This is a genomic window from Sphingorhabdus profundilacus, from assembly GCF_009769755.1.
Lineage (GTDB): Bacteria > Pseudomonadota > Alphaproteobacteria > Sphingomonadales > Sphingomonadaceae > Sphingorhabdus_B > Sphingorhabdus_B profundilacus.
The window spans coordinates 1222450-1242443 of sequence record NZ_SDWJ01000001.1; the positions used below are offsets into that span (position 1 = coordinate 1222450).

Sequence of the window (19994 nt, forward strand, 5' to 3'; positions counted from 1 at the left end):
TCATGCTCCTTGTTCCAGCTGCATTGCCAAAATTTGCCGATTTGAAATCGGACAGGCGGGTTCTGCTAAGGGGGCGGCAGGTGCCATTGCGCCAAAAGTTATTTCCTCTTCCTCCCATGCTGCATCCAACGCTTCTAAATCATTTGGGTCATCGACAGGTGTCAAGGCTTCTGCCGGAACACTCTGGTCGCCGGACAGGTCACGCAATACCCCAAGCAGACCGGCATAGTCGGTCCCACGCGACTCCAACCGTTCCGCCAAAGTCGCAATAATCGTTCCCGCCTCCGCAAGCTCTGTCAAAGCCGTGCTGCGTGGCAGTGTCGAACAATATTCGAGAAACAATGGCAAATAGTCGGGCAGTTCATTTGTTGCCGGATCAAGCCCGGCTTCTATGTAACGCTCTCGAAGGTCAACCATCGCTTGGCCGCGGTCACGGCTTTCGCCGTGGACATATTCAAACAGATGCAGGCTGTGTGTTCGGCCCCGATCGAAAAGCTCGACGTAATGCTCTTGAAGCGCGATTAGGTCACCGCCCGAGAGTCTGAACAATAGCGGATCCAAACGAAGCATCTGCTTTTCGCTGACGATACGTTCTACCAGCAAGGTCGCCCGAATGTCGGGAACCGCAGCGCGCAGATTTTCATCAGGATAGTGCAACAGCGCAGACAGCGCGCGCAAGGTTATCATGCTCATCAGAACATCTCCCCAGTTATATGTGACGTTGGAGTTTGCAGTTTCTTGCGGGTAGGGCCACCAAATATGTTGGTTTTCGTTTCGCCGCTCGAACAGCCATTGCCGAAGGAAAAGCCGCAGTCACCGCGCTCTTCGAACATATCTTCGGCATCTTCGCGGTGGCCCGTTGGGATGACGAAGCGGTCCTCGTAATTAGCAATTGCCATGACGTGATACATGTTTTCGATCTGCGAACCGGTAAGGCCGACGGCAGTGGCGATGCTCTCATCAATCACGCCCTCGACAGTTTTGGATCGCATATAACCGCGCATGGCGAGCATGCGTTCAAGGCAAAGCGCAATTGGCTCCTCATCACCTGCCGTCAGCAGGTTCGCAAGATATTTGAGCGGAATGCGCAATGACCGAACATCGGGCATATTGTTGTTGACCGAAATTTGCCCGGCATTGGCGGCCGAACTTATCGGCGACAATGGCGGCACGTACCAGACCATTGGCAAGGTCCGATATTCGGGATGGAGCGGGAACGCAATTTTCCATTCCATCGCCATTTTCCATATCGGCGAGCGGCGCGCAGACTCCAGCCAATTTTCGGGAACACCATCTTTGCGTGCTTGTTCGATGACTGCCGGATCATTGGGGTCAAGGAAGATGTCGAGCTGTGCCTGATACAAATCCTCAACATTTTCCGCCGAAGCGGCCTCTTCGATCCGGTCGGCATCATAGAGCATGACTCCCAAATAACGGATGCGCCCGACACAGGTTTCCGAACAGACGGTCGGTTGCCCTGCCTCTATGCGCGGATAGCAGAAGATGCACTTTTCCGACTTGCCCGATTTCCAGTTATAATAGATTTTCTTGTAGGGGCAGCCCGACACGCACATCCGCCAGCCACGGCATTTTTCCTGATCGATCAAGACAATGCCGTCTTCCTCGCGCTTGTAGATCGACCCCGAAGGACAAGCTGCGACGCAGGTGGGGTTGAGGCAATGTTCGCACAGCCTTGGCAGATACATCATGAAGGTGTTTTCGAACTGACCGTATATCTCCTTCTGTACGCCTTCGAAATTATAGTCTTTAGACCGTTTGGAAAACTCTCCGCCCAGGATTTCTTCCCAGTTGGGGCCCCAGTTGATTTTCTCCATCCGTTTGCCCGTAATTAGCGAGCGTGGACGTGCCGTCGGAAAAGCCTTGCTCTCCTTCGCTTCTTGAAGGTGGGAATAATCGAAGGTGAAGGGTTCGTAATAATCGTCGATTTCTGGCAGGTCGGGATTAGCGAAAATCTTTGACAACAGTCGCCATTTACCACCCATTCTGGGCTTTAATCGTCCACCTTTGACATCCCAGCCGCCATTCCAGCGCTTCTGGTTCTCCCAATCCTTGGGATAGCCGATGCCCGGTTTGGTTTCGACATTATTGAACCACGCATATTCCATGCCTTCGCGGCTGGTCCATACATTCTTGCAAGTGACCGAGCAGGTGTGGCAGCCGATACATTTATCAAGGTTCAAGACCTTGCCGATTTGCGCGCGGACTTTCATTGGGTTGCCTCCAGTGCGGTCATCGGCCCTTCGAGCCAGTCGACCTTTTCAAGCTTGCGGACGATGACATATTCGTCGCGGTTGGAACCGACTGTTCCGTAGTAATTGAAGCCGTAGCTCTGCTGGACGTAACCACCGATCATGTGCGTGGGTTTCAGTACCGCGCGTGTGACGCTGTTATGAATGCCGCCACGCTGGCCTGTGAGCGGGGACCCTGGGACGTTCACGATCTTTTCCTGTGCGTGATACATGAAGAGCGTGCCGTCTTTCATGCGTTGCGAAACGACGACACGAGCGACTAATGCGCCGTTCGAATTGAACGCCTCCACCCAGTCATTGTCGACCAGCCCTGCCTTGGCTGCGTCGGTCTCTGACATCCAAACAATCGGGCCACCGCGTGACAGCGTTAGCATCAGTTGATTGTCGGTGTATGTGGAATGGATGCCCCATTTCTGGTGCGGCGTGATGAAGTTCAGGATCACATGCGGCGCGTCTTTCGCCCGGTCGAGCATCGGCTTTACGGCCTTTGTGTCGATCGGTGGGCGGTAGACGCAGAAACCCTCGCCAAAGGCGCGCATCCATTTATGATCCTGATAGAGCTGTTGCCGTCCCGTCAGTGTCCGCCAAGGGATCAACTCGTGGACATTGGTGTGCCCCGCATTATAGCAAACATGCTCACTTTCGATGCCGGACCATGTGGGTGACGATATGATCTTGCGCGGTTGTGCCTGTACGTCACGGAAGCGAATTTTTTCTTCCTCCTTAGGACGGGCAAGATGCGTGTGGTCGCGGCCGGTATTCTTGGACAAGGCAGCCCATGCCTTTACCGCGACCTCACCATTGGTTTCAGGCGCCAAGCTCAGGATAACCTCACAGGCATCGATGGCGGTCTCGATTTTTGCCATGCCTTTTGAGGTTCCTTCTTCGCGCACCTCTCCGTTTAAACGGCGAAGCAGTTCGACCTCGGGTTCGGTATTCCAAGCGATACCTTTACCGCCATTGCCGATCATTTCCATGAGCGGACCAAGAGCGGTAAAACGTTTGTATACATTGGGGTAATCGCGGGTAACGACCGCAATATTCGCCATCGTCTTGCCTGGTAATGGCAACACTTCGCCCTTGCCCCAGTCGGCGACATCAAATGGCTGCGCGATTTCACCCGGCGTATCATGCAGGATTGGCGTCAGCACTACGTCCTCTTCGACACCCAGGACTTCCGGGGCGACCTCGGAGAATTTCTTCGCAATTTCTCTATAGATATCCCAATCGGACTTGGACTCCCAAACCGGATCAATCGCAGCCGATAGTGGGTGGATGAACGGGTGCATATCCGATGTGTTCAAGTCATCCTTTTCGTACCAGCTTGCAGTCGGTAGAACGATGTCGGAATAGACACATGTTGTCGACATGCGGAAATCGAGAGTGACCAGCAGGTCGAGTTTGCCTTGCGGTGCATCTTCATGCCAGACGACTTCAACTGGCTTCTGCGCGCCGGTTTCACCAAGATCCTTGCCCTGAACGCCATGCTGCGTACCCAGCAAATGTTTGAGGAAATATTCGTGGCCTTTACCCGAAGATCCGAGCAAATTTGAACGCCAGACAAACATGTTACGCGGCCAGTTCGCTGGGTCGTCGGGGTCATTGCATGACATTTCAAGGTCGCCCGATTGGAGCGCCGAAACGACATAATCCTTGGGCTCCATCCCAACGGCTTTCGCCGCCTTGGTAATATCCAGCGGGTTAGACTTCAGCTGAGGCGAGCTGGGTAACCAGCCCATGCGTTCGGCGCGGACATTGTAATCAATGAGCGAACCCGACCAATCTCCGTCAGGCGCCGTCGGCGACAGGATTTCATCAACATCTAGCGTTTCGTACCGCCACTGGTCGCTATGCGCGTAGAAGAAACTGGTCGAGTTCATCTGACGCGGCGGGCGAACCCAGTCGAGTCCAAAGGCGAGCGGTGCCCAGCCGGTTTGCGGACGCAGCTTTTCCTGCCCTACATAATGTGACCAGCCACCGCCCGACTGGCCGACACACCCGCACATCACCAACATGTTGATAATGCCGCGGTAGTTCATGTCCATATGGTACCAATGGTTTAATCCAGCCCCCAAAATGACCATCGACTTGCCTTTGGTTTTTTCAGCGTTGGTTGCAAATTCACGGGCAACGGTGATGATTTGTTCAGCGGGAACACCAGTAATTTTCTCCGCCCAAGCAGGTGTATAAGGCTCATTATCCGCATAGTTTTTGCTGACATGATCGCCGCCCAATCCGCGATCCAGACCGTAATTGGCGCAAAACAGATCAAACACCGTGGCTACAAACGCTTTGCCTTCCTTGGTATCAATCTGACGCACCGGCACACGGCGCTTCAAAACATCAGGATGGTCGGTTCCTTTGAAATGGTCATGTTCACGATTGCCAAAATAGGGGAAGGCAACATCAACCACATCGTCGCGGTCTGCGTCCAGAATGGCGGTCATTCGCAGCTTTACATCTGCGCCTTGTCCGTCCTTCTCCTCGAGGTTCCACTTGCCTTCCTGACCCCAGCGAAAACCAGCTGAACCCAAAGGTGCCACGAGCTTCCCATTGGCATCATCAAAAGCGACGGTTTTCCATTCGGGATTATTACGCTCGCCCAGATCGCCCTTTACGTCAGACGCGCGCAATAGTCGTTCGGGGATATAGGCCCCATCCTTTTCAACCAGCCGGACGAGCATCGGGAAATCGCTATAACGGCGGCAATAATTCTCAAAATATTCCACCTGCCGGTCAAGGTGATATTCACGAAGGATGACATGGCCAATCGCCATTGCGAGCGCGGCGTCAGTCCCTTGTTTGGGGTTGAGCCAAATATCCGCAAACTTCGTCGCCTCCGCATAATCAGGCGAAACGACCGCAACCTTTGCTCCGCGATAGCGCGCTTCGGTCATGAAATGCGCGTCGGGCGTGCGTGTCTGCGGGACGTTCGATCCCCACATCATCAGGAAACCGGCATTATACCAGTCGGCGCTTTCGGGGACGTCAGTCTGTTCGCCCCATGTCATCGGGCTGGCCGGCGGCAAGTCGCAATACCAGTCGTAGAACGACATGCAGGTGCCGCCGATCAGCGATAAATAGCGCGAGCCGGCAGCATAGCTGACCATCGACATAGCGGGGATAGGAGAGAATCCGATAATCCGGTCCGGTCCATATTTCCGAGCAGTGTACGCATTGGCGGCGGCGATTATTTCCGTGACCTCATCCCAGCGCGCGCGAACAAAGCCTCCATGGCCGCGGATCGACGTGTAGCTCTTCCGCTTGGCATCATCCTCAACAATCGATGCCCAAGCTGCGACCGGAGTCATCGACTTACGTGCTTCGCGCCACAGACGGACGAGGCGCGAGCGGATCAGTGGATATTTCAGCCGCTGGGCCGAATAAATATACCAGCTGTAGCTTGCGCCGCGCGGGCAACCGCGCGGTTCATGGTTAGGCAGCTCAGGCCGCGTGCGGGGATAATCGGTTTGCTGCGTTTCCCAGGTGATGATCCCGCCCTTGACGTAAATCTTCCACGAACAGCTGCCGGTGCAGTTCACCCCGTGGGTCGAGCGCACGATCTTGTCATGCTGCCAGCGTTTGCGATAGCCATCCTCCCAATCGCGCGCCTCACTATTGGTGACGCCGTGGCCGTCGGAGAATGTCTCACGATTACGGTTGAAGAAGGTCAATCGGTCGAGAAGTTGGCTCATGGTCTTAACCCTTTCAAGCGGTGGCTAATGTGGATTTTGGCGTGCGTTCGATTGCGTGGAGGAGCCCGCCCGGCCGTGTGTATACAAACCATGTCAGCACGGCGCAGCTGGCGTAGAAGAGAGAGAACCCGATGAGCGCGGCCATAGGCGATCCGGTCGCGGCAATGGCGCTACCAAAGCTTTTCGGAATGAAGAAAGCGCCATACGCAGCAATGGCCGAGGTGAAGCCGACAATCGCCGCCGATTCCGTTTCCGCCTGCCGCACTTGTTCGGGCTTGCCAAGTTCGGGCATCAGACGCGGAATTTCGCTGCGCATGATGCTGGGGATCATCTGGAAGGTGGAGGCATTGCCGACGCCGGTGACAAAAAACATGAAAATGAACATGCCGAGGAAACCCCACCAACTGGCGGCTTGCAGGAAATACATCACGCCGACGACGCCGATCATCATGAAGATGAACACCCAAAAGGTTACGCGGCCACCGCCCCAGCGATCCGAAACCCATCCCGTGGCAGCGCGGCTAATCGCACCCACCAGAGGTCCGAGGAAAACGAACTTCAGCACATCGACATCGGGGAACTGGTGCTTGGCAAGCAACGGCAGGCCAGCGGAGAATCCGATGAACGAACCGAACGTTCCGGTGTAAAGCCAGCACATCAGCCAGTTATGCTTGCGCTGAAAGATGACGGCCTGTTCGGCAAAGCTTGCCTTCGCATCGGCAATGTCGTTCATCCCGATCCACGCAAGCAGCGAAGAGGCAATGATAAACGGCACCCAGATGAAGCCTGCATTTTGTAGCCACAACTCGCCGCCTTCTTTGTTTGGAAGCGGATCGCCACCCAATGCACCAAAAACGCTCGCAGTAATCACCAGAGGAATGATGAATTGCATCACTGACACGCCCAGATTGCCGAGCCCGGCATTTAGCGCCATCGCATTGCCTTTTTGCGCCTTTGGAAAGAAGAAGCTGATGTTCGACATCGACGACGCGAAATTGCCGCCGCCAAAGCCGCAAAGCAGCGCAAGCACCAGGAAGATGATGTAGGGCGTTTCTGTATTCTGCACGGCGTAGCCAATTCCGAAAGCCGGAATGAGCAAGGATGCCGTGCTCAGAGTCGTCCATAGGCGTCCACCAAATATCGGCACCATGAAGCTGTAGAATATACGGAATGTCGCGCCGGAGAGACCCGGCAAGGCTGCGAGCCAGAAGAGCTGGTCCGTGGTATATTCAAACCCGATCAGCGGTAGCTTGGCGACCACAATTGACCAGACCATCCAAACCGAAAAAGCCAGCAGTAAAGCGGGGATCGAGATGTACAGATTGCGCCGCGCGATCCTTTCGCCTGTTGTTTCCCAAAACGCGGTATCTTCGGGCTTCCACTCTTTGATCAGCATGCCATCGCTTGGCGCATGCTTGGCAGCATCGTGCAGTTCGGCCATTTCGGGGAATTGCGGTAAGCTGCGGGCGTCGATGCCGCTCGCTTTCTGTTCCATCTGACGGATCGCGGTGTGCATCCAGCCGAGCGCGACTACTACCAGTGCGAACAGCACCATGAAGCAGCTGGTCCAGATATTGGTCAGGTCGCTGACAACGCCGAAAATAATGGGGAGGATGAAGCCGCCCAGTCCGCCCACCATCCCCACCATGCCGCCTACAGCGCCAACATGATCGGGGTAGTAAACCGGAATATGCTTGTAGACCGCAGCTTTGCCGAGCGACATGAAAAAGCCGAGCACAAACACCGTCAGGACGAAAGGCACCAGCCCCATGGATGTGGAAAAGGCGATGTCTCCCTTCACCCCGTGAATAACATAGTCGGTTGATGGATAGCTGAGCATGAACAGGCAGATCATCGACATGCCAAAGGTCGCATACATGACCTTGCGCGCACCAAATTTGTCCGAAAGCATCCCGCCATAAGCGCGGAACAGGCTGGCCGAGAGCGAAAAAGTGGCGGCCAGCATGCCTGCGACCTTCACATCGAGATCATAGACCTCGATCAAATATTTGGGCAGCCATAAAGCGAGCGCAACAAAGGCGCCAAAGACAAAGAAATAATAGAGGGAAAAACGCCAGACCTGCTGGTGACGGAGCGGTTCGAGTTGCTCGGTGAGTGATTTTGGTTTCGTACCGCTCAGCTTACGCGCGGCAAAGTCAGGGTCGTCTTTTGCAAATATGAAGAAGATCACAGCCATAACGGCGAGCACTGCAGCCCATATTTGTGCGACTGCAGTCCACCCCATAGCCACCATCACTATAGGCGCTGCAAATTTGGTAACCGCCGCGCCAACGTTCCCCATACCGAAAAAGCCAAGCGCTGTTCCCTGCTTTTCTTGCGGAAACCATTTGGAAACATAGGCGACACCAACCGCAAATCCGCCGCCTGCAAGCCCAAGCCCCAAAGCGGCGAACAGCATCATGACGTAGGTGTCAGCATAAGAAAGAAGTAAAGTCGACGCGGCCGAGGCCAGCATTGTCAGCGGAAAAACAAGCCGCCCGCCATATTGATCCGCCCATATCCCTAAGAAAACCCGAATCAGCGAGCCCGTCAGAATCGGTGTGCCGACGAGAAGGCCGAACTGGGTATCGCTGAGCCCCAACTCAGCCTTGATCTCGATCCCGATTATGGCGAAAATAGTCCAGACGGCAAAGCAAACCGTGAAAGCGGTTGTACTGAGCCAAAGGGCGCCTTGCTGTTGTTGCGGCGTGACCGTTGATGAAACCATGACCTGCCCCTTGTGCGGAGAGAATAATCTGGTTCTTCGATGACGGTTCTAGCTGTGCCGTTTGTTGACATGGATCAATATGATTGGCGGAAAATGTTCAAACTCGGTTTGGGATAACGAGCGTCATGGCTCGCCGCATTATGCATCATTTGAATGATTGATATTTATCAATTGGCCGCTAATACTTCCGGCTATCCAAGCGGAGGAACAATGCATGCGCGCTGCAGAAAAGCCGGAAATTGCCGCATTGCCCTTTTTCGCCTCGATGGCTCCCGATGAGCGCGAGCGAATATTTTCCGCGTCATTCCTTCAGGTGTTTCCACCATCGCTGAAATTGTTCGATGCAGGGCAAAAGCCAGACTTCCTGCACATACTTATCGACGGCATGGTCGAGTTGTTCACCGGTAACGGGGACCGCACGACGACGATGGCCATCATACGTCCCGTGCGCAGCTTCATTCTGGCAGCATCCTATACCGATCAGCCATATTTGATGTCGGCACGAACACTGACCGCTTCGCGCATCTTGATGATCCCTTCACCGCTTGTTCGCGAAACCATCGACAATGACCGTGCCTTGATGCGCGGAGCAATGCAGGAACTGGCATTCGGTTTTCGCTATTTTGTGCGTGCACTCACCGACATGAAGCTAAGGCAGTCGGTCGAACGGTTGGGGAATTATCTATTGGTCGAAAGCGATGAGCGCGGCGGCGCGTTCCAGTTTGAAATTCCGATAGAAAAACGGACACTGGCATCGTTGCTGGGAATGACACCTGAAAATCTCTCCCGCGCTTTCGGCGCTCTGGCCGCGCACGGTGCCCTTGTTGAAGGATCGACGGTTCAGATTGTGGACCGGGATAGGCTGGTCGCGTTTGTTCGGCCCGACCCCAATCCCGTCAGAGACGAAATCTGGTAACGAAGTTGAGTTCCAGAAGTTCGTGAAGGAGGGGCTTTCAATCAAAACTTGGCATCAAGCGCAAACCAGAGTTTAGTCGTGTCAGTGGCAAAACGATCTGCATTAAAGTGCGCGAATTTCAGCGTGGCGGCGAGCCATTTATTTATTGGTGCGACCACCAACCCGCCCCATTCAAGACCATAAGCAATGTCACCCCGCGTTGAGTGGTAATCGTGATATTGCAGCCGCAGAGTCGTCCCCTTAACACCGGCAATAAGGGGAAGCTTCACAGACATATCCGCATAGCCGTCGCGCAGGCCATCGGCTGGAGTCGACAGAAATTTGTCGGCCCAACCGTTAAACGCATGCAGTGTCGCCAGTGGCGTTTGTAACGCAGTAACCCCATCGCCCTCCAATCGCTCCAGCCCTAATTTCATGGTTACAGCGCCGACGGTGATCCCAGGTTCGATAAGCAGATAGTCATGCGAAAAACTGCGCGGATTTGGGCTTAGGTCACGCTGATTGGCATACTCTAAATAGTATAGCAGTTTTGCTTTGCTTGATAATTTCTGATCACCCGAAATGCGGATTCCGACAGTCTTTGAAGACAAAGCAACTGCATCAGGCAATTCGAGGAAATAGCCGTATGCAGTCAATGTGCCAACCGGCTTAACCTCAAAGCTCGCACGAAGCAGATGAATGTCGCTGTCGCGCCAGATGCCCTGCATGGAGTTCGGACCGAATATCCGGTTGACCCGCCAAGCATAGCTGTATTCAGCCGTTACACCCGCAATTGGCTTAACCGCCACCCGGGCTGCATCTAAGGTTTGGTCATTCTGGCGCCAGCCAACCGAACCCACCCAGCGCTGATTGTCATAATTCAATGTTTGCCGACCCACAATGGCCTCGACTTCCTTGGAGGGCTTGAAACGCACCCAGGCTTGATTGAGCAATATATCAGACGGATCGGCAACTACGGGATAGTCGGTCCTGCCATTCACGGTATCGTTATAATGCCTCCGGCCCAGGCGTGCGATCGCCTCACCTTCGATGAGCGCACTCAACCCATGCCACTCGGTCGTTTTAAGTCCGGCTCTAAATCGGGCCGTCGATGCCGTCGCATTTTCCGGCACACCTTCTTGGTCGACGAGTTCAAGCCGGTACCGGATTTCGGCATAGGGTTTCACAGTGATCGGTTCGCCAGCAGATTGCGCCAGCACGGGCGTTGGGGCAGATAGCTCGACGAGCGCGCACGAGATTGATACGAGAAGAAGCTTGTTCATGCCCGCTGAATAGCGCAAACCGTAGCAACGATATTTGATTTTAGTCAATGAACTTGATGATCATCAATCGTAATAAGGCCGAGGTGGAAAATGGATGATTTGGCAATCGCTCGCGTGGTTCATGTCGTCGCTGTCCTGATGTGGATTGGCGGGGTAGCATTTGTGACGACTGTAGCGATGCCGGCAATCCGCCGACAATATGGCGCACCAGCTCGCCTGTCCGCCTTTCATGATCTCGAAAGTGGCTTTTCATGGCAGGCAAAGATTTGGGTGTTGCTTGCGGGTGCCAGCGGTTTCTGGATGACGTGGCGGGCCGACATGTGGAGCCGCTTCAAAGAGGCGCAATATTGGTGGATGTGGGCGATGCTGCTGATCTGGACTATATTTTCAGTCATGCTCTTCGTTCTTGAGCCGCTATTCCTTCACAGGCGTATGGCAACATCGCCAAGTCCTGAGAAAGATTTCAGGCGCATGGAGATTGTACACCGCGTTTTGCTGGCCGCATCAATTGTTGCAACCATAGGTGCTGTCGGCGGCGTTCACGGGCTATGGTGAAATCGGCGATCCTGTTTGCCGCGCCGCATCGTTTGCTGTTTCTGACAGGCATCGTGCAACTGGCCGCGACGATGCTGTGGTGGACGGTCGCGCTTGCGGGCATCCACTTCGGCACGGTGGCACTACCTACCGAGGACATTCCCGCGTCGCTGCTCCATGCTCCGATATTGATCTACCTCGTTTTGCCGCCTTTATTTTTCGGTTTCTTGCTAACAGTCTTTCCGCGGTGGATGGGATATCCTGACCTTGAGCGGCGTGCTTACGCTCCTGTGGCCATTGGCTATGCGTTATCGGCTGTGTTGTGCTGGGCCGGACTATTTGTGGGTAGAGATATATTGTTGACCGGAGCCTTCGGCACCGCATTTCTCGCCAGCCTTTGGGGTGCGTTTTTATTGGCTTCGATTGCGAACCGCGAGGTTCGCGATAGCAAAAGCCCTACATGGCATGGATGGTCGATCCTCGCTGCTTTTGCTTGTGGCATCGTGGGGCAAATCGCCTTGCTAGCATTCATGGCTGATCTGGCGACTGACACCCTGCCTTTTGCCAATAGGATCGGGCTGTGGGCGTTTGTACTTCCAGTCTTTTTCACCGTCTGTCACCGGATGGTTCCATTTTTCGCCGGTAATGTTGTCGAAGGATATGTCCGGTGGCGGCCGTTCTGGCTTCTCACTGCATTTTGGGTTGGAACAGTGTTACTGATTGCCGCAGAGGTAACGGGCCGGATGATGTTGCTAAGCCTCGGCAGCGCTTTTATAACCACGGTCACGGCGATGATGGTCTTAAAATGGTGGCCGCGTGCTAAGGCGCCAGCATTGCTGTGGGTTTTAATCATTGGCTTTGCTTGGGCACCTATAGGCTATGCATTAGCTTTTTTGGGTTCGATCGGAATCGAATTAGGTCGTGCGCCGGAGCATGCGCTGACGATCGGATTTGCAAGCAGCATCCTCGTGGCCATGGTCACCCGAGTTACCCATGGCCATTCAGGCCGACCGTTATCCTTCCCCGCAGTCGCATGGATTGCTTTTGTCGGCATGCAGACCGCCGCGCTGGCCCGCATCGCCGCCGCCGTGCGTTATGACAATCCAGCGTGGCTGCTTGCTTCTGCGATAATTTTTGTCGCCTGTTTTGCGCCATGGATGCTGCGCAATGGTGCCATATACTTACAGGCGCGAATTGATGGCAAAGCAGGATAGGACGCGAATTTTACGGCGTTACACTCACCCAGATTAGCGCAATCACAACGCCAAAAAATGCGACCATAATTGGCACAATTAGAATTTGTGCAAAGGCCGCCGCTTTGCCAAGTTGACCCGTGAAGGTATCGATATCGCCATACACAGTTGCCGGTCTGCCCGGGGCGCCGACTGTGTTCATGGCTGCGGCAGTCCCGAAATACATCAGCGTATAGCACGCGCTGATCGCGATCATGAACAGCGCGCTTTTGTCATGACCCGTTACCATGATGAGTGCGCCAAAGAATATGGCATAGGCAAGAAACATTGTCGCCCAGACTGATTTTGGCAGAGCGAATGTCCTGAGTTCCTGGGTGGGCTTGATCGGCATAACCAGATCAACATCGTGCTGCTGATATTCGACTGACCGAGTTTCGGCGGCTATCAGATTAAAATCCATCAACATCGATTTTCTCCTTTGTGAGAGAGGCGAGACCGCCATGGTGCAAGGCGATCCCCGTTTGCAGGCTGGCCGCGATCCGATGTGCGCGGTCGCGGAAGAGGTCTTGGGCATCAGGATGAGCGACCACTTCAGTCACCGTCTCATCCCAAAGGCGAAGCCACATCACGAAATGTTCAGGCACAATACCGGATATCGCGACATGCTTGAGCATCGGATTGCCGCGAAACCGGCCGGATTCCATTGAGATTGACGCCCAAAAATCCTTCATTCTTGCCAGATGGGGCTCCCAGTTCACGATCTTACCTGCAAACATCGGTCCGAGCACGACATGTCCCCGGATGTGCGCGTAAAATGTTTCGACTAGCCGAGAGATCAGAGCATCATTTATCCCGATTGCATCGGCTTCAGCAGCCTTTCGAAGCCTGGCTTGTTCTACATAAGAATGCGCGCTCATCAGTTCGACTCTATATCATATATTTGATATGCCTTTTATAAACTGATTGCCCCGATAAGCAATATATAATATGCATGTTTTATGAGATTGACTGTCCAAACCGATTTCGCGCTCCGCACATTGATGTTTCTTGCCGCAAGCGAAGGACATCAAACCATTGAAATAATTGCAACCCATTATGGCATTTCCAAAAACCACTTGATGAAAGTGGCGCAGCGGCTTGTCGCCGAAGGATATGTCGAAAGCGTTCGTGGGCGTGGCGGCGGATTAGCACTTGCCCGCGCACCTGGAGCGCTGAACGTTGGTGAGATCATCCGTAAGTTTGAAGATGTCGGGACGTTCGTAGAGTGTTTTGACCCGGTAACAAACCAGTGCACAGCCACCCCCGCCTGCGGCCTGAAGCATATTCTGGCAGGCGGAGTAACAGCCTTCATGACCCACTTAGACAGGTTTAGCGTTGCTGACCTGATCAAGAACCGGACTGATTTTAGATTAGCGCTGAATCTTGTTGGGGCGTAGGCAGAACATGCGAACGCCATATTTATAGAAAGCTGAATGAAGGGCAGTTCTGGTCGTTCCGGCGAACTTTTTGAATGTCCGCAGTGTTAGCGGGAGCATCCAGTCGTTTTGGGATGCCTCAACGGCAGCAACTGATCGATACCTACAAAGAACCGGACAGTCGGCTCCCTGCCCAATTCCAGTCGTCAAAGTTTAAAAACGCCGGTGGATGGGTCGGCGATATTTTGGACCGCCAAGTCGGCACGATCAGGGTGGCTATATTACTTTCATTTCTGGGACTTCTCAATTGCAATCCGCTCATCATGTGCGGAGTCTTGGGTCATAGGGCATCCAGTCGATGCACTTATGTCAGCATTGTCGTGTATCAATATGGTATACCCTCCCTGAGCAGCTTCACGAGACACCCAAACTGACTCAATAGACTTAACTACGCAATTTTGGGCCAGCATAGCTCAATGGTCTAAACTCATTTGAGACATGGGATGGTATGCTGGTAGGTTATCGGCGGTGTTTGGGGGAAAAGCGATTGCGCCAATAAGATTCCCTAGGGTCAAAATCGGACTCCGACTCCGTCTATTGAGGTTCGAATCCTTACCGGGGAATCAGTTTAAACCACTGATTTATAACAATAATCATTGCCCCGACGGCTATATAAACTGGCGGAGCAATTGCCAGATCATAGCCTTACCGTTTACCCGAAAATGCGGTGTGCGGCATTGAGATGAGAGGCGGCGCGGCTTACCGGTTCATAGAAACCGCGAAATTCCTGGCTGGCCCTGAAATCTTGCGTTTGGCCGATCACGGTTTCCGCCGCGCCCAGCATTAAAATCCCGTCATCCGCCATTCTGGTGCCGATGGCGTCCAGCACCTGCGTCCGCCTTTTTTCGCCAAGATACATCAGCATGTTGCGACATAAAACAACGTCGAACTTACCAAAATGTGGCGCAGGATTTAGCATATTATGTTCGGTAAATGTCACCGCACGGCGCAGATTTTCCTTGGCAATCCAGTCTTCGCCACTTTGGTCGAAATAGCGCAGCATCTGCATGACCGGAAGCCCGCGCTGGATTTCAAACTGGGAATAGCGACCGGCACGCGCCTGTGCCAGTGCTGAGCTAGACACGTCCGTCGCAAAAATCTGGATGTTCCAACCACGCCATTTTTCGGCATTTTCATTGAATGCCATGGCGAGCGAATAAGGCTCCTGTCCGGTCGAGCAAGCCGCTGACCAGATACGCAGCTTTTTCGTGCCCATGCGCTGTTCGCGCAGCATATCGAGCACAGGGCCGGTCAATAGCGCAAAATTAGCTTGGTCCCTAAAGAAACAGGTTTCATTATTGACCATTGCTTCAACACAGGCGCTAGTCAGTTTTGGATCGGCGTCGATATCGATCAGCGAAATCAACGTATCGAGATCAGGTATCGAGTTTTCCCGCATCAACGGTTTCAACGCCATATCGATACGCCAGTGACGGTTGGCCATCAGAGTCTGGCCCGTATGTTTTTCCAGCAGGTTCGACAAGGATGTATAGGCTTGCGACTGGACCATGCTCATCTCGACTTCGCAATCCGGCCAAGCAATTCCGTCATTTGCGCAGGCGATAAAATCGCACTCGCACATCCGGCTTTGGCAACTGCCCCTGGCATTCCCCAGACGACCGAAGATTCGACATCCTGAACAAGCGTTGTTCCACCTGCTGCAAAAATGTCGGATGCCCCGGCCGCGCCGTCATTACCCATTCCGCTAAAAATCATTCCCATACAGCCCGCCCCGTAAATGCCGGCGAGCGACGCGAACATTGCGTCGACCGACGGACAATAGCGGCTGTGTGAATATTGATCCAAACGATCAATGATGATGCGGTCTTTTCCCCGCCTGCACGTCAGATGCGCGTCGCCGGGTGCGATATAAATATGGTTCTTTTTGACGACCTCACCGGCCGTTGCCACCGAAACGGTCCGTTCGGTCAGCCCACCCAATTGCCGTGCGAAAAAGCTCATAAATGCGTCGGGCAGATGCTGCGTAATGAAAATAGGACAATCAAGCGCTGGAACAAGATTGCGAATGATTTCATAAATTGGCGGAATGCCGCCGGTTGACGCACCAATGGCGATGCATTCCGGTCGGGACAGGCTCTGATATTCGACCGCCAATTTTGCAACGGCTATGGCGTCACCATGCTTTGTATTGCGTCTGGATCGCCCCAGCCGAACCACTTTATCGATCAGAATTTCAGAAAATTTTCCCGAAAACCCGGACTTTCCGGGTTTTGCCAATGTGTCACACGCACCTAGCGACAGGGCATTGAGCGCCGCTGAACCATTTTCTTCGGCAAAAGCCGAGACAACCAGAATGCGCGCACCATTTGACCTGACAAGAATATCCGGCAAGGCGTCCAAGCCGGATCTTTTGGGCATTTCGATATCGAGCAAGATGATATCGACATCATTGCAATTAAGCTGCGCTAACGCAGCATCGCCGTCGGCGGCTTCACAGACAATCTCGATATCCCGATGCTGCCCAAGCACACGGGAGAATATCGACCGGGCAACAACGCTGTCATCCACAAGCATTACGCGGATCGGTGCCATTTCCAATTCAGGCACCGCGCAAGTCGATAAGTGAGGGACAGTCACAATCAATGATTTCTATAAGCAACCGACGATTTGCAGCTTTGCCTCAAGCGTTTCGCGATCAAAGGGTTTCATGACATATTCGTCAGCCCCGGCATCAATCGCCGCTTTAATATGGCCAACCCCGTTTTCTGTGGTGCAAAAAATTACTTTGGCTTTCGGCAATTCCACCGTCGAGCGATAGGCGCGCAGAAAATCCATTCCGCTCATCACCGGCATATTCCAATCGAGCAAAATGACATCCGGCGTTGTTCCGGAACAATGGTCGAGCGCTTCCTTGCCATCGGACGCTTCGGCCACGTCGAATTGCATCGTTTCAAGAATATGGCGGGCAACCTTTCGGATGACCTTGCTGTCGTCAACGATCAAACAGGTTCTCATTATATATTCACTTTCATTCTGGTCCTGAACGAAACCTATACTGCTGTTGTTATCGACACGTTAATATGCAGGTTTCACTTTTGAATTCAGGCCGCCATCGACAAATCGCCCTGCACCAGTTTTGCAGGATTAAGGATCATTACCAATTGATCCCCCACTAAAGCTGTTTCCGAAACGACGGATTTCCATTGCGCCGATGGCTGGATGGATTTCTGGATCTGTTCAGCGGCAATCGAAACAACATCTTCCACCTTGTCCACGGCCAAACCAAAATGATGTCCTGCAATTTCTGCCACGACCGCAAGGCATCCCTTTTCCAGCCGACGGCGAATTCCGGTGACGGCATATTGGCTATCGATCAAAGTCAGCACCCTGCTGCGTAAAGCGAACAATCCGGCTATGGACGGGTCCGCGCGGGGAACGAAGATGATATCGGGAATCTGTACGATGGATTCGATACGGTCGCTGTTGATGGCAACCCGGCAGCCGTTGATATGCGCGATCAAAAATAAACTGGTCATCACGCTGCTCCTGCTAATTTCAGCTCAATCGCCGAGAGCAGGCCGATCCGGTCATATCGGTAAATACTGGAAGACGGCATTTGCGATGCGTGAACAGTGTCGCGCAAATGCAGCGTTCTGGTATCGTCTATGTCCTGCGTTCCGCTCCCCCGGCAAAGGACAATCGCCGCATTTTTCCGGTCGGCGTCGTCAAAGCTGACAGCATAGCCCGACGCGGTCAACAACGGGGCTAGAATGCGCTTTTCCCATTCGGCGTCTCCCACGGTCCCGATAAAGCAAAGGGCTTTGGTGTTCGATGCAAGGGCGACATCGGAACAGGTTTCGAAATAATGGTAAATGTTGACCAGTTCGACGCTTTCATCTTGCGCCATGACAACGCCTTCAAAAATTTCGGGCTGTGCGCTTGGATAGATTTCGCCATCAAGTGTGAAAATATCCAGCACGTCCTCAACAGCGAGAAATTTGATATTTTGACCATCGCTGAGGCGGAGCAATTTTATCTGGCCGGTATCAGCTATGCTGTCCAATTCGCATATGTCATACAGTCGATCGGCGATTTTTGCCCGCATTTTACCGCCGACAAATGTGATGTCTGCGACATCGATATCCTCAATTCGGTCGACGACATTTAACCGGATCGCCCGCTTCACCCCATTGGTTGCAATGAACAGCAGGGCCGATGGGCGCTTTATGGTCTGCTGCACAATTTCGTCGGATTTGCCGGCACCATCATCCTGGACCTGTTCGACACCTATGGCTGCCCCCAGTCCGCTGGTGTCGAGCAAAAGCATGGGACGTCCATTGTCAGGCAAGGTTGTTCCGGCATAAAGACCCGTGGCCATGATGATCGGCGCGCCGGGTTTTACGACAAGTTCTTCATTGTCGATCACGCTTTCGACATCAAGTACATAAGTCGCGCCAATAGCAGGCTTGATCACGATCAGTGTCCGGCTGACCGGAGATGAATCCACAACCTCCCCGATGTCCAGCAATTCTTCCAGCCTTGCGTAAGGATAGCGTTGACCGCGTATGTGCGCCACGCTGATGCCGCCTAATTCTTCTATTTTCACATTCTTGTTTGTTGCCGACAGAATTTCCACGACAGAGCTGCGCGATACGCCAAAGAATTGATCGCCTGCCTTGATCGAAAGACCCGCTATGATGGACAGGGTTAGCGGCAAACGCAGGGTCATTTTCAAACCCTGTCCTTCGAAATTTTCCAGATCGACGGTGCCGCCAATGACCTGAAGATTACTTCTGACGATATCCATTCCGACACCCCGACCGGAAATCGACGTAACCTGCTGTGCGGTCGATAAGCCCGGCACGAATATGGTGTTAAGCTTCGCCTTTTCGCTCCAGATTTGCCAGTCAGCCGCAGTGGCTATTTTCGCCGCAATTGCACGACTGCCGAGTTTCTCCAAATCTATGCCGCGGCCATCATCTATGATCTCAATCAGAATCTGGTTCCCCGACTGCCGCGCAACAATCTGGATTTGACCTTTTGGATTCTTTCCGGCGGCCATTCTTTCGTCGGCCGTTTCAATGCCGTGATCGACCGCATTTCGTAAGATATGCTTCAACGGATCACGCAGTGCCTCCACCATTTCGCGGTCGACTTCAACTTCGCTTCCCTCAATCCGCAATTCGACATCCTTGCCCAGTTCAATCGAAATGTCGCGCAACAGACGGGGCAAAGAGGAAAATAGCCGATCGATATTCTGCATCCGCATCAGGCCGACAGCATCGCGCATTTCCGCAACAGATGCCGACAGTCGGGCGAATGCATGATCGACCTCTGCGCCTGTTTGCGACTTTCGCAATTGCCGGGATACTTCATTTCGGGCCAGCACCATGTCCGAAACGCCGCTCATCAACCTGTCGAGCAAGTTCAAAGATACCCGGACAGTCCGCGATTTTGCAGGTCCTGCGGCGGCGAATATCCCGGCGTCGTCAGGCAATTCGGAATCAATGATGACGTCGGCACCATCCTGTGTTCGTTGCGATGGAAGAAAGCCCAGCATGGCATCAATAAGATGGGCGTCATCATCATAAAGAGCGCGGCCGGATTCCAACGCCTCGGTCAATGCGGCAATGCGATCAACGACCGCTAAAATGGCAGAAACGAGGGCCGGCGATGCTATAATCTGGCCATCGCGCGCGCAGCTTAACACATCTTCGGCGGCATGGCTGAGCCGCAGCAGGCGCGGCAGGTCGAGAAAGCCGCAGCTGCCCTTTACCGTGTGAACAAAGCGAAAGACACTGTCGATCAGTGTGCGGTCTTGGGGATTTTTTTCCCATTGAACCAATTGCCAAGCAAGTGTTTCCAGCGTTTCGCGCGTTTCAGCGATGAAATCGTCAAGCAATTCGTCCATGTATCAGGCCTCGATAACCGAAGCCAAATATGTGACGTCATATGGTTAA

General features: G+C 53.5%; 16 protein-coding genes. 4 read left to right on the forward strand and 12 right to left on the reverse strand.

What is annotated here, in order from left to right; genetic code table 11:
• Genes narJ through EUU23_RS05700 form a run of 4 tightly spaced genes read right to left on the reverse strand, consistent with a single transcriptional unit; the run spans nucleotide 1 to nucleotide 8693 of the window.
• Complete coding sequence (narJ, locus tag EUU23_RS05685) at nucleotides 1–693, reverse strand: nitrate reductase molybdenum cofactor assembly chaperone (protein ID WP_160353084.1); 693 nt, start codon at nucleotides 691–693, stop codon at nucleotides 1–3.
• Nucleotides 693–2231 carry a nitrate reductase subunit beta gene (gene narH / locus EUU23_RS05690; RefSeq protein WP_160353085.1) on the reverse strand — a complete coding sequence of 513 codons (1539 nt, stop codon included), beginning with the start codon at nucleotides 2229–2231 and terminating at the stop codon, nucleotides 693–695. Before narH ends, narJ begins: the two co-directional genes overlap by 1 nt.
• Nucleotides 2228–5965, reverse strand: a complete 3738-nt coding sequence (locus EUU23_RS05695; RefSeq protein ID WP_160353086.1) for a nitrate reductase subunit alpha — start codon at nucleotides 5963–5965, stop codon at nucleotides 2228–2230. The genes narH and EUU23_RS05695 overlap by 4 nt, the downstream gene beginning before the upstream one ends.
• Before the next feature lie 13 nt (nucleotides 5966–5978).
• The gene (locus EUU23_RS05700) at nucleotides 5979–8693 is read right to left on the reverse strand and encodes a nitrate/nitrite transporter (protein ID WP_160353087.1); all 2715 of its coding nucleotides are present in this window, start codon (nucleotides 8691–8693) and stop codon (nucleotides 5979–5981) included.
• Nucleotides 8694–8907: 214 nt separating this feature from the next.
• On the opposite strand from EUU23_RS05700, the gene EUU23_RS05705 reads away from it, so the two are divergent.
• The gene (locus EUU23_RS05705; protein ID WP_160353088.1) at nucleotides 8908–9609 is read left to right on the forward strand and encodes a helix-turn-helix domain-containing protein; all 702 of its coding nucleotides are present in this window, start codon (nucleotides 8908–8910) and stop codon (nucleotides 9607–9609) included.
• Nucleotides 9610–9650: 41 nt separating this feature from the next.
• Here EUU23_RS05705 and EUU23_RS05710 read toward each other — a convergent pair whose 3' ends face one another.
• Nucleotides 9651–10871: an alginate export family protein gene (locus EUU23_RS05710; RefSeq protein WP_160353089.1), complete on the reverse strand. Its 1221-nt coding sequence runs from the start codon at nucleotides 10869–10871 to the stop codon at nucleotides 9651–9653.
• 90 nt (nucleotides 10872–10961) lie between these two features.
• Here EUU23_RS05710 and EUU23_RS05715 point away from each other — a divergent pair, with 90 nt between their 5' ends.
• Both EUU23_RS05715 and EUU23_RS05720 read left to right on the forward strand, forming a co-directional pair.
• Nucleotides 10962–11426 (forward strand): hypothetical protein, encoded by a 465-nt coding sequence (locus EUU23_RS05715; RefSeq protein ID WP_160353090.1) that lies wholly within the window; start codon nucleotides 10962–10964, stop codon nucleotides 11424–11426.
• On the forward strand, nucleotides 11420–12619 hold the full coding sequence (locus EUU23_RS05720; protein WP_160353091.1) for an NnrS family protein: 1200 nt from the start codon (nucleotides 11420–11422) through the stop codon (nucleotides 12617–12619). Before EUU23_RS05715 ends, EUU23_RS05720 begins: the two co-directional genes overlap by 7 nt.
• Nucleotides 12620–12629: 10 nt before the next feature.
• On the opposite strand, the gene EUU23_RS05725 is transcribed toward EUU23_RS05720, so the two are convergent.
• Complete coding sequence (locus EUU23_RS05725) at nucleotides 12630–13064, reverse strand: hypothetical protein (RefSeq protein ID WP_160353092.1); 435 nt, start codon at nucleotides 13062–13064, stop codon at nucleotides 12630–12632.
• Entirely contained in the window at nucleotides 13048–13515 is a 468-nt protein-coding gene (locus EUU23_RS05730) for a group III truncated hemoglobin (protein WP_160353093.1), read from the reverse strand. Before EUU23_RS05730 ends, EUU23_RS05725 begins: the two co-directional genes overlap by 17 nt.
• Before the next feature lie 81 nt (nucleotides 13516–13596).
• Here EUU23_RS05730 and EUU23_RS05735 point away from each other — a divergent pair, with 81 nt between their 5' ends.
• The gene (locus EUU23_RS05735) at nucleotides 13597–14034 is read left to right on the forward strand and encodes an RrF2 family transcriptional regulator (protein ID WP_160353094.1); all 438 of its coding nucleotides are present in this window, start codon (nucleotides 13597–13599) and stop codon (nucleotides 14032–14034) included.
• 691 nt (nucleotides 14035–14725) lie between these two features.
• Here the strand turns inward: EUU23_RS05735 and EUU23_RS05740 are convergent.
• The 5 genes from EUU23_RS05740 to EUU23_RS05760 form a co-directional block, all read right to left on the reverse strand.
• Complete coding sequence (locus EUU23_RS05740) at nucleotides 14726–15589, reverse strand: CheR family methyltransferase (RefSeq protein ID WP_246156128.1); 864 nt, start codon at nucleotides 15587–15589, stop codon at nucleotides 14726–14728.
• Complete coding sequence (gene cheB / locus EUU23_RS05745; RefSeq protein WP_160353095.1) at nucleotides 15586–16641, reverse strand: chemotaxis-specific protein-glutamate methyltransferase CheB; 1056 nt, start codon at nucleotides 16639–16641, stop codon at nucleotides 15586–15588. The genes EUU23_RS05740 and cheB overlap by 4 nt, the downstream gene beginning before the upstream one ends.
• 42 nt (nucleotides 16642–16683) lie before the next feature.
• The gene (locus EUU23_RS05750) at nucleotides 16684–17049 is read right to left on the reverse strand and encodes a response regulator (protein WP_160353096.1); all 366 of its coding nucleotides are present in this window, start codon (nucleotides 17047–17049) and stop codon (nucleotides 16684–16686) included.
• 86 nt (nucleotides 17050–17135) lie between these two features.
• A complete protein-coding gene (locus tag EUU23_RS05755) occupies nucleotides 17136–17570 on the reverse strand; it encodes a chemotaxis protein CheW (RefSeq protein ID WP_160353097.1) in 435 nt (144 codons plus the stop codon).
• Nucleotides 17570–19945 carry a chemotaxis protein CheA gene (locus EUU23_RS05760; RefSeq protein WP_160353098.1) on the reverse strand — a complete coding sequence of 792 codons (2376 nt, stop codon included), beginning with the start codon at nucleotides 19943–19945 and terminating at the stop codon, nucleotides 17570–17572. The genes EUU23_RS05755 and EUU23_RS05760 overlap by 1 nt, the downstream gene beginning before the upstream one ends.
• Between the last annotated feature and the right edge of the window lie 49 nt (nucleotides 19946–19994).

Bases quoted from the DNA above. Each gene is read 5' to 3' on its own strand.
- narJ (WP_160353084.1), bottom strand. From the start codon at position 693: ATGAGCATGATAACCTTGCGCGCGCTGTCTGCGCTGTTGCACTATCCT.
- narH (WP_160353085.1), bottom strand. From the start codon at position 2,231: ATGAAAGTCCGCGCGCAAATCGGCAAGGTCTTGAACCTTGATAAATGT.
- EUU23_RS05695 (WP_160353086.1), bottom strand. From the start codon at position 5,965: ATGAGCCAACTTCTCGACCGATTGACCTTCTTCAACCGTAATCGTGAG.
- EUU23_RS05700 (WP_160353087.1), bottom strand. From the start codon at position 8,693: ATGGTTTCATCAACGGTCACGCCGCAACAACAGCAAGGCGCCCTTTGG.
- EUU23_RS05705 (WP_160353088.1), top strand. From the start codon at position 8,908: ATGCGCGCTGCAGAAAAGCCGGAAATTGCCGCATTGCCCTTTTTCGCC.
- EUU23_RS05710 (WP_160353089.1), bottom strand. From the start codon at position 10,871: ATGAACAAGCTTCTTCTCGTATCAATCTCGTGCGCGCTCGTCGAGCTA.
- EUU23_RS05715 (WP_160353090.1), top strand. From the start codon at position 10,962: ATGGATGATTTGGCAATCGCTCGCGTGGTTCATGTCGTCGCTGTCCTG.
- EUU23_RS05720 (WP_160353091.1), top strand. From the start codon at position 11,420: ATGGTGAAATCGGCGATCCTGTTTGCCGCGCCGCATCGTTTGCTGTTT.
- EUU23_RS05725 (WP_160353092.1), bottom strand. From the start codon at position 13,064: ATGTTGATGGATTTTAATCTGATAGCCGCCGAAACTCGGTCAGTCGAA.
- EUU23_RS05730 (WP_160353093.1), bottom strand. From the start codon at position 13,515: ATGAGCGCGCATTCTTATGTAGAACAAGCCAGGCTTCGAAAGGCTGCT.
- EUU23_RS05735 (WP_160353094.1), top strand. From the start codon at position 13,597: ATGAGATTGACTGTCCAAACCGATTTCGCGCTCCGCACATTGATGTTT.
- EUU23_RS05740 (WP_246156128.1), bottom strand. From the start codon at position 15,589: ATGAGCATGGTCCAGTCGCAAGCCTATACATCCTTGTCGAACCTGCTG.
- EUU23_RS05750 (WP_160353096.1), bottom strand. From the start codon at position 17,049: ATGAGAACCTGTTTGATCGTTGACGACAGCAAGGTCATCCGAAAGGTT.
- EUU23_RS05755 (WP_160353097.1), bottom strand. From the start codon at position 17,570: ATGACCAGTTTATTTTTGATCGCGCATATCAACGGCTGCCGGGTTGCC.
- EUU23_RS05760 (WP_160353098.1), bottom strand. From the start codon at position 19,945: ATGGACGAATTGCTTGACGATTTCATCGCTGAAACGCGCGAAACGCTG.